14 protein-coding genes are annotated in these 14,968 nt (G+C 67.1%); 9 read left to right on the forward strand and 5 right to left on the reverse strand.

All coding sequences use genetic code 11. From position 1 onward, the window contains the following. Positions 1–45 precede the first annotated feature (45 nt). Positions 46–2,184, reverse strand: coding sequence for a bifunctional 23S rRNA (guanine(2069)-N(7))-methyltransferase RlmK/23S rRNA (guanine(2445)-N(2))-methyltransferase RlmL (gene rlmKL, locus JLDANKMP_RS01730; RefSeq protein WP_212560385.1), 2,139 nt, complete (start codon positions 2,182–2,184; stop codon positions 46–48). A 145-nt stretch (positions 2,185–2,329) separates the two neighbouring features. Beyond that, positions 2,330–2,857 carry an alpha/beta hydrolase gene (locus JLDANKMP_RS01735; RefSeq protein ID WP_024958728.1) on the reverse strand — a complete coding sequence of 176 codons (528 nt, stop codon included), beginning with the start codon at positions 2,855–2,857 and terminating at the stop codon, positions 2,330–2,332. A 72-nt stretch (positions 2,858–2,929) separates the two neighbouring features. Between JLDANKMP_RS01735 and JLDANKMP_RS01740 the strand changes: the two genes are divergently transcribed. Continuing rightward, positions 2,930–3,496, forward strand: a complete 567-nt coding sequence (locus tag JLDANKMP_RS01740) for an N-acetylmuramoyl-L-alanine amidase (RefSeq protein WP_005412776.1) — start codon at positions 2,930–2,932, stop codon at positions 3,494–3,496. A gap of 505 nt (positions 3,497–4,001) precedes the next feature. On the opposite strand, the gene JLDANKMP_RS01745 is transcribed toward JLDANKMP_RS01740, so the two are convergent. From JLDANKMP_RS01745 to JLDANKMP_RS01755, 3 genes are all read right to left on the reverse strand, one after another. Further along, the gene (locus JLDANKMP_RS01745; RefSeq protein ID WP_212560386.1) at positions 4,002–4,904 is read right to left on the reverse strand and encodes a sulfurtransferase; all 903 of its coding nucleotides are present in this window, start codon (positions 4,902–4,904) and stop codon (positions 4,002–4,004) included. After that, on the reverse strand, positions 4,901–5,704 hold the full coding sequence (locus JLDANKMP_RS01750) for a CoA pyrophosphatase (RefSeq protein ID WP_024957875.1): 804 nt from the start codon (positions 5,702–5,704) through the stop codon (positions 4,901–4,903). Before JLDANKMP_RS01750 ends, JLDANKMP_RS01745 begins: the two co-directional genes overlap by 4 nt. Before the next feature lie 214 nt (positions 5,705–5,918). Further along, on the reverse strand, positions 5,919–6,620 hold the full coding sequence (locus JLDANKMP_RS01755; RefSeq protein WP_005408797.1) for an FKBP-type peptidyl-prolyl cis-trans isomerase N-terminal domain-containing protein: 702 nt from the start codon (positions 6,618–6,620) through the stop codon (positions 5,919–5,921). Between the two features lie 167 nt (positions 6,621–6,787). On the opposite strand from JLDANKMP_RS01755, the gene JLDANKMP_RS01760 reads away from it, so the two are divergent. From JLDANKMP_RS01760 to pstA, 8 genes are all read left to right on the forward strand, one after another. Then, a complete protein-coding gene (locus tag JLDANKMP_RS01760; RefSeq protein WP_012479639.1) occupies positions 6,788–7,570 on the forward strand; it encodes an enoyl-CoA hydratase-related protein in 783 nt (260 codons plus the stop codon). 4 nt (positions 7,571–7,574) lie between these two features. Continuing rightward, positions 7,575–7,928, forward strand: a complete 354-nt coding sequence (locus JLDANKMP_RS01765; RefSeq protein ID WP_212560387.1) for a hypothetical protein — start codon at positions 7,575–7,577, stop codon at positions 7,926–7,928. After that, on the forward strand, positions 7,928–8,617 hold the full coding sequence (gene nth / locus JLDANKMP_RS01770; protein WP_012479638.1) for an endonuclease III: 690 nt from the start codon (positions 7,928–7,930) through the stop codon (positions 8,615–8,617). Before JLDANKMP_RS01765 ends, nth begins: the two co-directional genes overlap by 1 nt. A 196-nt stretch (positions 8,618–8,813) precedes the next feature. Next, positions 8,814–10,025: an OprO/OprP family phosphate-selective porin gene (locus JLDANKMP_RS01775; protein WP_212560388.1), complete on the forward strand. Its 1,212-nt coding sequence runs from the start codon at positions 8,814–8,816 to the stop codon at positions 10,023–10,025. A 222-nt stretch (positions 10,026–10,247) separates the two neighbouring features. Next, positions 10,248–11,264 carry a phosphate ABC transporter substrate-binding protein PstS gene (gene pstS, locus JLDANKMP_RS01780; protein ID WP_005408792.1) on the forward strand — a complete coding sequence of 339 codons (1,017 nt, stop codon included), beginning with the start codon at positions 10,248–10,250 and terminating at the stop codon, positions 11,262–11,264. Positions 11,265–11,955: 691 nt separating this feature from the next. After that, on the forward strand, positions 11,956–13,044 hold the full coding sequence (gene pstS / locus JLDANKMP_RS01785) for a phosphate ABC transporter substrate-binding protein PstS (protein WP_005408791.1): 1,089 nt from the start codon (positions 11,956–11,958) through the stop codon (positions 13,042–13,044). 82 nt (positions 13,045–13,126) lie between these two features. After that, positions 13,127–14,095, forward strand: coding sequence for a phosphate ABC transporter permease subunit PstC (gene pstC / locus JLDANKMP_RS01790; RefSeq protein WP_005412771.1), 969 nt, complete (start codon positions 13,127–13,129; stop codon positions 14,093–14,095). Beyond that, positions 14,095–14,958: a phosphate ABC transporter permease PstA gene (gene pstA / locus JLDANKMP_RS01795; RefSeq protein WP_005408789.1), complete on the forward strand. Its 864-nt coding sequence runs from the start codon at positions 14,095–14,097 to the stop codon at positions 14,956–14,958. The genes pstC and pstA overlap by 1 nt, the downstream gene beginning before the upstream one ends. The last annotated feature ends 10 nt before the right edge of the window (positions 14,959–14,968 follow it).

Consider the following 14,968-nt stretch of genomic DNA (forward strand, 5'->3'; position numbering starts at 1 on the left):
GGATCCCTTTCGCGAAGCGCAAGGGCTCCGACCCCGGGCGTCGCGTTACCCCAACCGCTTCAGCTCCCACGCGCGATGGATGCGCGCGTTGCGTTCGAAGTCCGGGCCGATGGTGCGTGCGGTGATCTCGCGGCACTGGGCGAATTCGGCGATGGCGTTCTCTTCCAGCTTGAAGCGGCGGAAGTTGTTGGAGAAATACAGCACGCCGCCCGGGGCCAGCCGCGCCACCGCCGCACGCAGCAGCTTCAGCTGTTCGCGCTGCACGTCGAAGTCATCGGCACGCGCGGAGTTGGAGAAGGTCGGCGGGTCACAGAAGATCACGTCGTACTGGCCACGGTCACCTTCCAGCCAGGCCATCGCATCGGCCTGCACCAGAAGGTGCTGGTTGCCGCCCTGCCCGTTCAACGCCAGGTTGTCGTAGCACCACTGCAGGTAAGTGGCCGACAGGTCGACGCTGGTGGTGCTGGCGGCACCAGCCACGGCGGCCTGCACGCTGGCCACGCCGGTGTAGCAGAACAGGTTGAGGAAACGCTTGCCACGCACCTGCTCGGCCATCATCCGGCGCAGCGGACGATGGTCGAGAAACAGGCCGGTATCGAGGTAGTCGAACAGGTTCACCTGCAGCAGTGCGTTGTTCTCGCGCACTACGATGAACTCATCTCGCTGCTCGAAGCGGCCGTACTTGCTGCCGCCCTTGCCGCGCTCGCGCGACTTCATCGAGACCTGTTCCGGCGGCACGCCGAACACTTCGCGCGCGGCAGCCAGCAGCTCGTTGCGGCGGCGGCGCACGTCGTTCTCCGGAATCGCGGCCGGTGCGGCGTATTCCTGCACGTGCAGGAAGGTACGGCGCTTGCCGCCGTCTTCCTCGTAGACGTCGATGGCGGCCGCGTACTCCGGCAGGTCGGCGTCATAGGCGCGGAAGCAGGTGATGTCTTCGCGGGCACGCCAGCTCTTGAACTTCTTCAGGTTCTTGCGCAGGCGGTTGGCCACCATCTGCGCGCCTTCCCTCAGCTCGCGCAGCTGTGCCGGATCACGGCCCGGCACGGCGATCGGGTCGCAGACGATCAGCGCACATTCCAGCGCACCATTGAACATCTGGTACTTCTTGCCCGCGCGCAGGCCGGTGGCGAAGGCCAGCTCGTCGTTGCCGCACAGCAGGCTGGCACGCCACTGCGGCACCGCCTTCTGCAGGGCGTTGCCCAGTGCGCGGTACAGCGCCGGATCGGCGGCCAGGCGCTCGTCGTACGGCGGGTTGCAGACCACCGCACCGATCTCCTGTTCGGGCGCGGCCAGGTCGGCAACGTCGGCACGGGTGAAACGGATCGCGTGGGCGACGCCCGCGACCTCGGCATTCTCGCGTGCCGCCTGGATCGCGGTCGGGTCGATGTCGCTGCCGTGGATGACCGGCTTCAGCGCGGCCAGGCCAGCGGCCTCGCGATCGCGCGCTTCGCTCTGGATAGTCTTCCAGGCCGCCTTGTCGAAGCCCAGCCAGCGGCTCGGCGGCAGGCTGCCATGGCGCATCAGGCCCGGGGCGACGTCGGCGGCCATCAGCGCGCCTTCGATCAGCAGCGTGCCGCTGCCGCACATCGGGTCCAGCAGGCCGCCACCGGCGGCATGCAGGCGCGGCCACTGCGCGCGCAGCAGCAGCGCGGCGGCCAGGTTCTCCTTCAGCGGTGCCTCGTGGGCAGCACCGCGCCAGCCACGGCGGTGCAGCGGGCCACCGCCGAGGTCGATCGACAGCGAGGCGCGGCCCTTGCGCAGCGACAGGTTGACGCGCACATCAGGCAGGTCGGTGTTGACCGAGGGACGCTCCAGGCCTTCATCGCGCATGCGATCGACGATGGCGTCCTTGATCCGCTGCGCGGCGAAGCGGGCATGGGTGATCTTGTCGCCGGACACGTGTGCGTCCACCGCCAGGGTCATCTCCGGCTTGATGTGCTCATGCCACGGCAGCGCACGCACGCCGTCGTACAGAGCCTGCTCGTCCGGGCAGTCGAACTCGTCGATCGGCCACAGCACGCGGCTGGCCAGGCGCGACCACATCACGATCCGCAGCGCCTGCTCCAGTTCGCCCTCGGCGTTGACGCCGGCAATGGTGGCAGTGGCCTTGCCAAGGCCCAGGGCCGACAGTTCATCGGCAAGCAGGTATTCCAGGCCCTTGGCGCAGGAGACGAAGAATTTCACGGGGTCGGTTCGCAGGTGGTCGGGCGCGGCACAGGGGCCGGGCCGGTCGGAAAGGAGGGCCGTAGGCACGGCCGGCAGGCCCGCGCCGGGGGCGGCAGGGCTGCCATTGTAGTCAATGCGGGCGGGCGCGCCGTGCGCCCGGGCTTCACAGTTGCCGCAACAGGCGCTCAAAGGCCTGCGCGGAGGCCTCCACGTGGCGTTCCAGGCGGTGGCCGTCGTCGACCAGCAGCAGCTGCGCCGAACGCGCCTGCGCCCAGGCGATGACCCCGGCGGCCGGGACCACATCGTCATGCCAGGCCTGCACCACGGTGGTCGGCACGGCGGCGGCATCCAGCGCCGGCATCGGGCCCATGGTGGTCGGCGGCACCATCAGGAACAGGCCGGCCACCGGCACCTGCAACGAGGCGATGGCGGAGATGTAGGCGCCCAGGCTGGAGCCGGCCAGCACCACCGGCCCCTGCCGGGCAGCGATGGCGGCGCGCTCGACCAGGCGGCGCAGGCGGGTCGGCACGTCGCCCACCCGGCTGACCTCGCTCATCGCGTCCAGGTCGGTGTAGTCGGGGCGCTCGTGGGTCCAGCCCAGGCGCTGTGCCACCTCGGCCAGCGCGGTGACCTTGGTCGCTTCCGGGCCGCTCTCGAAGCCGTGGGACAGGATGCAGTGGCCGCGGCTCATGCGTGCGCTACGCACGAACGGGCCGACAAGGAAAGGGAAGGCAGGTTCATGCCGCAATGCTAGCATCGCCGGATGCCCAACCCGCTCCTGCCCGGCCTGCAGCTGCAGCCCCTGCCCTACGAAGACCGCCTGCCACTGCGCGACCCGGCCACGCTGGAGATGGTGGTGATCCACTGCACCGAGCTGCCCGACCTGGCGATGGCCCGCGAGTACGGCGAGCGTGTGCTGTACGACAGTGGTGCCGGCAACAGCGGGCATTTCTACATCGACCGCGATGGCAGCGTGGTGCAGTACGTGGCACCGGAACGGGTGGCCCACCACGTGCGCGGCATGAACGCGCATACGCTGGGTATCGAACTGGTCAATACCGGGCGCTACCCGCACTGGTTCGACAGCCGTCACCAGGCGATGGACGAGGCCTACACCGAGGCGCAGCTGGAAGCGCTGGAGCAGCTGCTGCTGGCGCTGGTGGCACGCTATCCGTCGCTGCAGCGGATTGCCGGGCATGACCAGCTGGATCGGGAGCAGGTGCCGGCCAGCGATGATCCGACGCTGATGGTGGCGCGCAAGCGTGATCCGGGGCCGTTGTTCCCGTGGGCGCGGGTGCTGGCGAAGGTGCCACTGCAGCCGGTTGGGTAAGTGGCAGGGCTGCGCCCTGCACCCGCAGAAGCAACGTCAACGGCAACGTCAAGAGCTGGCATTCCGGGGATGGCGGGGTGGGCCCGGTTGCGGGGGACGCCGTAAACCCGTCCATGGGGGCTTGGCCGCGGCATCCATGCCGCGGACACCCCCGCAACCGGCCCCACCCCGCCTTCGACAGATTTCTGCCGCTGTTGGTGGGTGCCGACCTTAGTCGGCACGGAGTCGGATCCCGTTGCCACGCAACGGGCTCTGACCCCGATTTACGCTCGATAGGGTCAGAGCCGTTTCCCGTTGGAAAACGGATCCGACCCCGCGCTTCTCAGGCGCCGGTCGCCACCGGGCGGCTGCTGTCGCTCACCCACCCGCTCCACGAATTGGTGGGTGCCGACCGTTGGTCGGCACGGAGTCGATCCCATGGCGACGCAACGGACTCTGGCCCCGATTTACGCTCGATGGGGTCAGAGCCGTTTTCCGTTGGAAAACAGATCCGACCCCGCGCTTCTCAGGTGCCGGTCGCCACCGGGCGGCTGCTGTCGCTCACCCAACCGCTCCAGGAGTCGGCGTAGATGCGTGCGCCGCTCAGGCCTGCGCTTTCCATCGCCAGCAGCAGGTGGCAGGCGGTCACGCCGGAGCCGCACATCAGCACCACCTGCTGCGGATCACGGTTGCCGATCACACCCTGCAGTTCGGCGCGCAGTTCCTGTGCATCGCGCAGCCGGCCGTCGGCGACGTTCAACGCAAACGGACGGTTGACCGCGCCGGGTACGTGGCCGGCGACCGGGTCCAGCGGCTCCACTTCGCCACGGAAGCGTTCACTCGCGCGTGCGTCGACCAGCCAGCCCGGCGCGTGCTTCAGGCGTGCGCTGATCTCCTCGGCATTGGCGATCTGGGTGGTGTCAAAACGGCCCGGGTAAGTTGGCAGCGCGGTGACTTCGCCCTGCCCGGTTGCCAGCGGATGACCAGCCGCCTGCCACGCGGCGATACCACCATCGAGCACAGCCACCTTGCTGTGCCCGATCAGGCGCAGCAGCCACCACAGGCGCGAGGCGGCCATGCTGCCGTCGCTGCCGTCGTAGACCACCACCTGCGTGTCAGGACCGATACCCCACTGGCCGAGCTTCGCGGCGAAGGCATCGCTGTCCGGCAGCGGATGGCGACCATGGCCGACGCGCGACAGATCGGACAGGTCACGATTCAGATCGGCATACACCGCACCCGGGATATGACCTGCCAGGTACTGGCCGCTACCCGCCTGCGGATCGGCCAGCGAGGAACGCGCATCAACCACGCGCACCGCGGTGCTGGCGGTGGCGCGTGCGTCGACCACGCGGATGCCCTCGCCCAACGCGGCAGCCAGGGTGGCGACATCGACCAGGGTGGTCCACGGCGGATCGATCGGGTTCATTGCACTTGCTCCAGGCGGCGACGCAGGTTGTAGAGAATGGCCGCGGTGGCACCCCAGATGCGCTGGCCGGGCCAGCTGTACTCAAGGACGTGACGGATGCGGCCGCGATGGTTGATTTCGACCTGGCGCAGGTTGTCCGCCGCCATCAGGTAGTCCAGCGGCACCTCGAACACCTCGGCCACTTCGCTGGGCTGCGGCACCGGCACGAAGTCCGGATCGACCACCGCCACCACCGGGGTGACCCGATAGCCGGTGATCGTCACGAAGGGATCGAGATAGCCCAGCGCCTGCACCTGGCCCGGAGCCAAGGCGATTTCTTCCTGGCTCTCGCGCAATGCTGCCGCCAGGGCGTCGCGGTCGTCGGGCTCGGTGCGGCCGCCGGGGAATCCGACCTGGCCACCGTGCGTGCGCAGGGTTTCGGTGCGACGGGTGAGGATCACCTGCGCGCCACTGGCGCGCGGCACGATTCCCGCGAGCACGGCCGCTTCCACCGGAGGCCCGGGCGGCAGCAGATCGATCAGTTCGCTGCGGTTCCAGCCATCGCCGGCCGGCGGATCGGCCAACGGATGCAGCGCGCGCATCAAACGTTCGTGGTCGGCCAGCGAGCCGCGCAGTGATTGCTGGAGCTGCGCCCGCAAAGGCTGCACGCGATGCAGGATGCGACTGCGTTCGTCGTTGCTCATCGACGACCACCGTGCGATTTCATCGATATGACGCCCGCAGCCGGTGCACTGCCGGTGCGGATCCAGCGTGCACACGCCGATGCAGGGACTTGCGACAACACGCGCCGTTTCTTCCATTGTTTGCACCCGGCAACAGTAGCGCGAACGGGCTGAATTTGCGCGGGTGGGCCGGTCGGACGGTAGAGTCGACTGTCAGTCGACTCGCGCGCAGCGCGGGCGTTTCCCGATGTGACCCAAGAGCAGTCGACCGACAGTCGACTCTACCGTCAGGCACTGCGCAAACAAAAACGCGCCGGTGGAATCACCGGCGCGTTTGGTTTACTGCTTCGATTTACTTGACGCTGACCAGCTTGATCTCGAACTGCACAGCCACGTTCGGCGGGAACGGGGTGCGCGGGTCCGCACCGTAGGCCTGGTCCGGCGGCAGGGTGACTTCCCACTTCGAGCCGGCCGGCATCTGCAGCAGGGTCTCGCGCATGGCCTTCATTTCGACTTCGCTGACCTTGATCGACGGGATCTGCTGGGCCGGGCGGGCTTCGGTCGGGCGCTGGCCGTACGGGAACGGGCCGGCCACTTCCAGCTGCACGGTGCTGGCCTGGGTCGGCTTGGCACCCTTGCCGGCTTCGATCACGCGGTACTGGACGCCGCTCGGCAGCGACTGCACGCCGGCCTTGGCCTTGTTCGCCGCGATGAACTGATCGCTCTTGGTCTTGTTTTCGGCAGCAGCCTTCTCGTACTCGGCCTTGGCAGCCTGGGCACGGCCCTGCTCGCGCTTCTGGAACGCTTCAACGGCCGGCTTCAGCTGCTCGGCGGTGATCGCCGGCTGCTTCTTGGCGTAGGCATCCTGCAGGCCCTTCACCACCGAGTTGATGTCCAGCTGCTCACCACGACCGGTCAGCTCCGCCAGGTTGTTGCCGTAGTCGTAACCGAAGTAGTAGCTCAGCTTGCCCTTTTCGGACGAGACGTCCTGGGCGAAGGCATTGCCCGTCAGGGCCAGGGCCGCGACGGCGACCGCGATAGAACGCAACTTCATCAAACAGTTCTCCAGGGGTGGTAACTCAGGGACGTTCTGCGCCGCCCTGAGGCGACGGGTTAGGATAACGGGCGCAACGTGTAACCGCTACTCACGATGCAGGCTATGACCCGTCTGCGTTCGCGGAGTTCAATATCACTTTTTTTTAACGTTCCAGGAGTTTCCCCGTGGCCGATGCCCTGATCGCTGTCACCGACGACGGCGCCATCCGCACCGTGACCGTCCAGCGCCCGGACAAGCTCAACGCCCTGAACGCCGCGACCCTGCAGGCCCTGGCCGAGGCCTTCAGCGCCGCCGCCGCAGACCCGGAGATCCGCGTGGTGGTGCTGACCGGTGCCGGCCCGAAGGCGTTCGTGGCTGGCGCTGACATCGCCGAGATGAACACACTCAGCGCGGTTCAGGGACGTGATTTCTCGCTGCTGGGCCAGGCCCTGATGCGCCAGATCGAGCGCATGCCCAAACCGGTCATCGCCCGCGTCAACGGTTTTGCCCTGGGCGGCGGCCTGGAACTGGCCATGGCCTGCCACCTGCGCATTGCCGCCGATACCGCCAAAGTCGGCCAACCGGAAATCAATCTCGGGCTGATTCCCGGCTTCGGCGGCAGCCAGCGCCTGCTGCGCCTGTGCGGCCGCGCCGCCACCCTGGAGTTATGCCTGCTGGGTGCACCGATCAATGCCGCACGTGCGCTGGAACTGGGGATCGTCAACGAGGTGGTACCGGCCGACGCGCTGGACAACCGCGTGCAGGACATCGCCCGGCAGCTGGCACGCTCGGCGCCGCTGGCCCTGCGCGGCCTGCTCGATGCGGTGCACGTGGGCGGCGAATGCAGCCTGGAAGCCGGGCTGGAATACGAAAGCGCACAGTTCGGCCTGCTGTTCGCCACCGAGGACATGCGCGAGGGAACCAGCGCCTTCCTGCAGCGCCGCCCGCCGGCCTTCCAGAACCGCTGACGCCATGGCATCCCGACCCAACCCCGCGCAGCTGTTTGCCCGGGTCCAGGCAGACGATCTCGACGGCGCCCTGCAGGCCGGGCTGATGGACTATGTCGCCGGCGCCGACGACGCGCAGTTGCTGCCCGGCCACCCGGAACTCCCGCAGCGGTTGCAGCAGGCCCAGCAGCAGCTTCAGGCCGCCTGGGCGGCACGCGAACGCTACCGCGCGCGTGCGGTGCGACTGGCCCGCCGCGAAGCCGAACGCGACGCGCGGCGCACGCCCGCCCCGGCGCCGGACGTGAAGCCCGCCCTGCCCGCCGCAGCGGCCGCCATCCTCGCCCGGGCCAAGGCCCGCGCCAGCGGCAAGGAGCAGTAATGGCGACCACGAAGAAAACCGCACGCGCCCCGGCGCGGCGTGGCGGCACGATGCCGCGCGCCGACGTGGTGGAAATGTTCACTCGCCTGCGCGAACTCAACCCGCACCCGAAGACCGAACTGGAGTACAGCTCGCCGTTCGAGCTGCTGGTGGCGGTGGCGCTGTCGGCGCAGGCCACCGACGTCGGCGTCAACAAGGCCACGCGCCGGTTGTTCCCGGTCGCCAACACCCCGGCGAAGATCCTCGCGCTTGGCGAAGAAGGACTGAAGCAGTACATCGCCACCATCGGCCTGTTCAACGCCAAGGCGAAAAACGTGATCGCCACCTGCGCGATCCTGCTGGAAAAGCATGGCGGTGAAGTGCCGCGCGATCGCGATGCGCTGGAAGCACTGCCGGGCGTGGGCCGCAAGACCGCAAACGTGGTGCTCAACACCGCCTTCGGCGAGCCGGTGATGGCGGTGGACACGCATATCTTCCGCGTCTCCAACCGTACCGGCCTGGCCCCGGGAAAGAATGTGCGCGAAGTGGAAGACAAGCTGGTGAAGGTGATCCCCGCCGAATTCCTGCTCGACGCGCATCACTGGCTGATCCTGCACGGACGTTATGTGTGCAAGGCGCGCAAGCCGGATTGCCCGGGATGCGTGATCGCCGATCTGTGCCGGTTCAAGGATAAGACCCCGGCCGAGTGACGGCCGCATCCATGCAGGGCGTGGATCGACTGCAACCAAGGCGCAATCCGGGCGTCATACGCAAGCGGGTTCAATGGCAGGCCCTGCCGTGACGGGGCCTGCGGTGGATGTCTGCCGCGCGTGAACTGTCACATTTACGCAATCTTTACCTTCTAGCCTGCGCGCATCTTCCCACCTGCCTGCAAGGCTCCTCTCCATGAAACTGCATCACCAACTCCTGACGGTGGCCGTGGCTGCTGCGCTGTATGTGCCGGCTGCACACGCCGAAGTCGCCATCGACGTGATCGGCGGTTCGGAAATCACCTTCGAAGGCCTGGTCCAGGCCGATGGCAACTGGTTCCACAACGATGTGGCCGACCTCAACGGTGGCGACGCCGGCAATGGCAAGAACAGCGAATTCGAACTGCGTCGCGCCGAGCTGGTGCTGAAGGGCAAGGGCCCGGGCAACGTGGAGTGGGTGGTCGGCTATGACGCCAAGGCCGACAAGTTCCTCGACACCAACGTGAAGTACAAGCTGCTGGGCAACGCCAACCACTTCCTGCAGCTGGGCCAGTTCAAGCAGCCCAACAGCCTGGAAGAACTGTCCAGCACCAAGAACAACGATTTCATTTCCAAGGCAGCGGTCACCAACACCTATGCCATCGCCCGCCGCCTGGGCGGCGCGTACAGCTACGGCCAGGACAACTGGTCGGTGACTGCCAGCGCCTTCGGCCGCGAGCTGACCCGCAACCTGGCCCACGGCAGCGGCTACGGCGCGCGTGGCACCTGGGCCCCGATCAATGAAAAGGGCCAGGTCCTGCACTTCGGCCTGAGCTACGTCAACTACGACACCGACGCCGACACCCTGCGCGTGCGTGCACGTCCGAATGCCGACCTCGCCACGGCCCGCCTGGTCGACAGCGGCAACCTGACCGACACCGACCGCGTCAGCACCATCGGTGCCGAAGCGATGTACTTCCAGGGCCCGTTCAAGGCCCAGGCCGAGTACTACACCAGCAAGGCCAAGCGCTACGACCACGACAACTACACCAGCGACGGCTATTACATCAGCGGCGTGTGGAACGTCACCGGCGAGACCTGGAGCTACAAGGGCGGCACCCCGGGCACCGGCCTGCCGAACAACCCGGCCGGCGGGCAGTGGCAGCTGGGCGTGCGCTACGACCACATGGACCTCAATGACGGCAACCTCGCCGCCAACCCGGTTGCCGGTCGCCCGCCGATCGTCGATGGCGTGCTGGGTGGCAAGATGGACATCTGGACCGTGGGCGCCAACTGGTACCTGCGTTCCAACTTCAAGCTGATGCTCAACTACGTGATGGTCGACAGCAAGAAGTACAGCTCCACGGCGCGCGGTTTCGTCAACGACGATCCCAACATCCTGGAAGCCCGCGCGCAGTTCTTCTGGTAAGTCCAGCCCCCTGCGTTGACCCGCGAAGGCACGGCCCCGGCCGTGCCTTCGTCGTTGCATCGGTAGCCGCGCTGCCCTGCCGGCGCAGCGGACGTGACATCGCTAATGACGCGTGTCACGCCCGCGTCATATGACAGACGCGGGGGTGTCACGCAACCGTTATGGAATGTGCACCGAAACGTCGGGCAACCGCCCTTCGACCACCACCCCAGGAGTCTCCCCGTGATCCACGCCTTCAAGTCGCGCGCCGCTGTCGCCATCCTGGCCGCATCGTCCGTGTTCGCCGCCAACGCCGCCGATATCACCGGCGCGGGCGCATCGTTCATCTACCCGGTCATGTCCAAGTGGTCGGCCGACTACAGCACCGCAACCGGCAACAAGGTCAACTACCAGTCCATCGGTTCCGGCGGCGGCATTGCCCAGATCAAGGCCAAGACCGTTGATTTCGGCTCCTCCGACGCGCCGCTGAAGCCGGAAGACCTGGCTGCTGCGGGCCTGGCGCAGTTCCCGTCGGTGATCGGCGGCGTGGTGCCGGTGGTCAACGTGGCCGGCATCGCGCCGGGCGCGCTGAAGCTGGACGGCGCGGTGCTGGCCAACATCTTCCTGGGCAAGATCAAGACCTGGAACGACCCGGCCATCGCCGCGCTGAACCCGGGCGTGACCCTGCCCAACGCCAAGGTCACCGTCGTGCATCGTTCGGACGGCTCGGGCACCACCTTCAACTTCGTCAATTACCTGTCCAAGGTCAGCCCGGAGTGGAAGAGCTCGGTCGGTGAAGGCACCTCGGTGCAGTGGCCGGCCGGCATCGGCGGCAAGGGCAACGAAGGTGTTGCCGCCTATGTGAAGCAGATCAAGGGCGGCATCGGCTATGTCGAACTGTCCTACGCGCTGCAGAACAAGCTCTCCTACACCGCGATGAAGAATGCCGCCGGCAAGTTCGTGCAGCCGAGCGACACCTCGTTCGCAGCCGCTGCCGCCAGCGCCGACTGGGCCAACGCCCGCGACTTCTACCTGGTGATGACCAACGCGCCGGGCGCCGAGTCCTGGCCGATCACCGCCACCAACTTCATCCTGGTGCAGAAGACGCCGAAGAATGCTGCCAATGGCAAGGCGACCCAGGAGTTCTTCCGCTGGGTCTACAAGAATGGCGACGCCCAGGCCCGCCAGCTGGACTACGTGCCGCTGCCGGACAGCCTGGTCCGCCAGATCGAGACCTACTGGTCGCAGAACCTGAAGTAAGCAAGCGCGTTCCCCCGCAGGAACGGGGGCGGCGGGTCCTCTCTCCCCCGCCGCTCCCACCCGGGCGCGAGATCCTCGAGATCTCGCGCTCTTCTTGTTTTTGGGGGATGGGTCGTGAAGAGCGCTGCGCCTTCGCTGATCCATGGGGGAGTCGGTGGGCCAGTGCGTGCAGGACACGCCGTAAACCCCGCTCCGCGGTCCGGCCCAGCCGCTGGCGGCTGTGCGTTCGGGCGCTTGCGAGGCAGTGCCTCGCAGGCAAACCGCCCTCACCCTTGGGGGCTCGTCCACGGCATCCATGCCGTGGACGGTCCTGCACGCCCTAGCCCACCGCCTCTCGACTGTTCATCGGGGGCGCGGTGGGGTCATGGAAGGCAGGAGCAAAGGCAGGAGCGTTTGTAGAGACGAGCCCACGCTCGGCTGGGTGCTGGAGCGTGCGGACCAACGGTCCGCACCTACCGAGAGCAGGGAGCAGTCGAGCATGGCTCAACTCTACAAGGGCCAACCGACCGTCATATCGGTGCGCAGATCGGGGGTTTCCGGGCACCTGCCGGATCGGCGCCAATCCTGTGAAACCCTTGTCAGAACGTGATCCAGGACACCCCTGTCATGGTCGTAATACGGCTGTAACAAAAACATCATTTCATAGCCGCATCCGCCGACCACGTCGGCTCTTCCCCGCTATGGAGTGACCATGAAACTGCACTCGGCCGGCCTCGCCGCCCTTTCCCTGGCCATCGCCCTGGGCCTGTCGGCCTGCGGTGGCGACAAGCAGGCCGCGCAGCAGCCGGCTGCCGACGGCGCCGCCGCCCCGGCCGCTGCCGGTGCCAAGGTGACCGCCGAAGTGTCCGGCGCGGGCGCGTCCTTCATCTTCCCGCTGGTCTCCAAGTGGTCGGCTGACTACAACACCAGCACCGGCGCCAAGATCAACTACCAGTCGATCGGCTCCGGCGGCGGTATTGCCCAGATCAAGGCCGGCACCGTCGACTTCGGTTCCTCCGACAAGCCGCTGAGCAGCGAAGAGCTGGCCCAGGCCGGCCTGGCGCAGTTCCCGTCCGCCATCGGCGGCGTGGTGCCGGTGGTCAACATCGAAGGCCTGGAAGCCGGCAAGCTGCGCCTGAGCGGCGCCCTGCTGGCCGACATCTTCCTGGGCAAGGTCAAGACCTGGAACGACCCGGCCATCGTCGCCGCCAACCCGGGCGTGAAGCTGCCGGACGGCAAGATCACCCTGGTCCACCGTTCGGACGGTTCGGGCACCACCTTCAACTTCTCCAACTACCTGTCCAAGGTCAGCCCGGAGTGGAAGAGCAAGGTCGGCGAAGGCACCTCGGTGCAGTGGCCGGACGGCGTCGGTGGCAAGGGCAATGAAGGCGTCGCTTCCTACGTGAAGCAGATCAAGGGCTCGATCGGCTACGTCGAACTGGCTTACGCGCTGCAGAACGGCATGCCGTACACCGCCATGCAGAACGCGGCCGGCAACTGGGTCGAGCCGAGCGCGGAAACCTTCGCCGCCGCGGCCGCCAGCGCCGACTGGGCCAGCGCCAAGGACTTCAACCTGGTCATCACCAACGCTCCGGGCGAGCAGGCGTGGCCGATCACCGCCACCAACTTCATGCTGATGCAGAAGAAGCCGAAGGACGCCAAGCGCAACCAGGACACCCTGGCCTTCTTCAAGTGGGCCTTCGAAAACGGCCAGGCGCAGGCCAACGAGCTGCACTACGTGCCGCTGCCGGCCGAACTGGTCAAGCAGATCGAGGCCTACTGGGCGACCGACCTGAAGTGATGGACACGACGGTGCCCGCCCCACGCGGGCACCGCTTCTTCCACGCCGTGCCGCCCCGCCCCTTCCTGGCCCTGCCGTCCCCATGAATGCCATCGCCCAGCCTGTAGCCGCCCCGTCCACGCGTGATGCGCGTGATGCCCGCAACGACAAACTGTTCCGATGGGTGCTGGTCGGCACCGTCATCTTCGTCCTGATCGCCCTGGCCTGCGCCGCGCTGTCGATGCTGTGGGGCGGCCGCCATGCCCTGCAGATGCAGGGCCTGAGCTTCTTCTTCTCCGCCGACTGGAATCCGGTCGAAAACAAGTTCGGTGCGCTCGCCCCGATCTACGGCACCCTGGTCACCGCCGTCATCGCGATGGTCATCGCCGTGCCGGTCAGCTTCGGTATCGCCTTCTTCCTCACCGAAGTCGCGCCGCGCTGGCTGCGTGGCCCGGTCGGTACCGCCATCGAACTGCTGGCCGGCATTCCCTCGATCATCTACGGCATGTGGGGCCTGTTCGTGCTGGTGCCGGTGATGACCGAGTACGTCACCCCGTTCCTCAACGAGACCCTGGGCGAATGGCCGATCATCGGCCCGATGTTCCAGGGCCCGCCGCTGGGCATCGGCATGCTCACCGCCGGTTTCGTGCTGGCCATCATGGTCATTCCGTTCATCTCCTCGGTGATGCGCGAAGTGTTCCTGACCGTGCCGACCCGCCTGAAGGAGTCGGCGTACGCGCTGGGCTCCACCAAGTGGGAAGTGAGCTGGGACATCGTCCTGCCCTACACCCGCTCGGCAGTGATCGGCGGCATCTTCCTCGGCCTCGGCCGCGCCCTGGGCGAGACGATGGCGGTGGCCTTCGTGATCGGCAACAGCGTGCGCCTGTCGCCGTCGCTGCTGGAGCCGGGCACCACCATCGCCGCGCTGATCGCCAACGATTTCGGCGAAGCCACTGAAACCTACCGTTCGGCCCTGCTGCTGCTCGGCTTCGTCCTCTTCATCGTCACCTTCGTGGTGCTGGCCATCGCCCGCCTGATGCTGATGCGCCTGTCCCGCAAGGAGGGCAACTGATGTCCACCACCGCTGATTCGTTGTACCTGCGCCGCCGCATCGGCAACGTCGTTGCGATCACCGCCTCCTGCGCCACCGCGCTGTTCGGCCTGTTCTTCCTGGGCTGGATCCTGTTCACCCTGGCCTCGAAAGGCCTGGCCGGCATCAACTGGGACCTGTTCACCAAGATGACGCCGCCGCCGATGCAGGACGGTGGCCTCGCCAACGCCTTCTTCGGCAGTGCCGTGATGTGTGCGCTGGCGATCGGCATCGGCACGCCGCTGGGCGTGCTGGCCGGTACTTGGCTGGCCGAGTACGGCAACGCCCGCAAGGCCGGCACCGTGGTCCGCTTCGTCAATGACATCCTGCTGTCGGCACCGTCGATCGTGCTGGGCCTGTTCGTCTACACCCTGTACGTGATGCAGACCGGCGGCAACTTCTCGGCGTTCGCCGGTGCCCTGTCGCTGGCCTTCATCGTGCTACCGGTGGTGGTGCGCACCACCGACGAGATGCTGCGGCTGGTGCCCTCGCAGATGCGCGAAGCGGCCCTGTCGCTGGGCATCCCGCAGTGGAAGGTGATCGTGCAGGTGCTGTACCGCAGCGCGTCGGCCGGCATCATCACCGGCATCCTGCTGGCGCTGGCCCGCATCTCCGGCGAGACCGCTCCGCTGCTGTTCACCGCTTTCGGCAACCAGTACTGGAACAACAACATCTTCCAGCCGATGGCCTCGGTGCCGGTGGTGATGAACCAGTTCGCCGGCAGCCCGTATGAATCCTGGCAGGTGCTGGCCTGGGCCGGTGCCCTGGTGCTGACTGTCTTCGTGTTGCTGGTCAGCCTTGCCGCCCGCGGCATCCTGCTGCGCAACCGTATCTCCCATGACTGACCTTTCCGTG

Origin of the sequence: Stenotrophomonas sp. PE591, assembly GCF_018320795.1 — a bacterium.
Taxonomy (GTDB): domain Bacteria; phylum Pseudomonadota; class Gammaproteobacteria; order Xanthomonadales; family Xanthomonadaceae; genus Stenotrophomonas; species Stenotrophomonas maltophilia.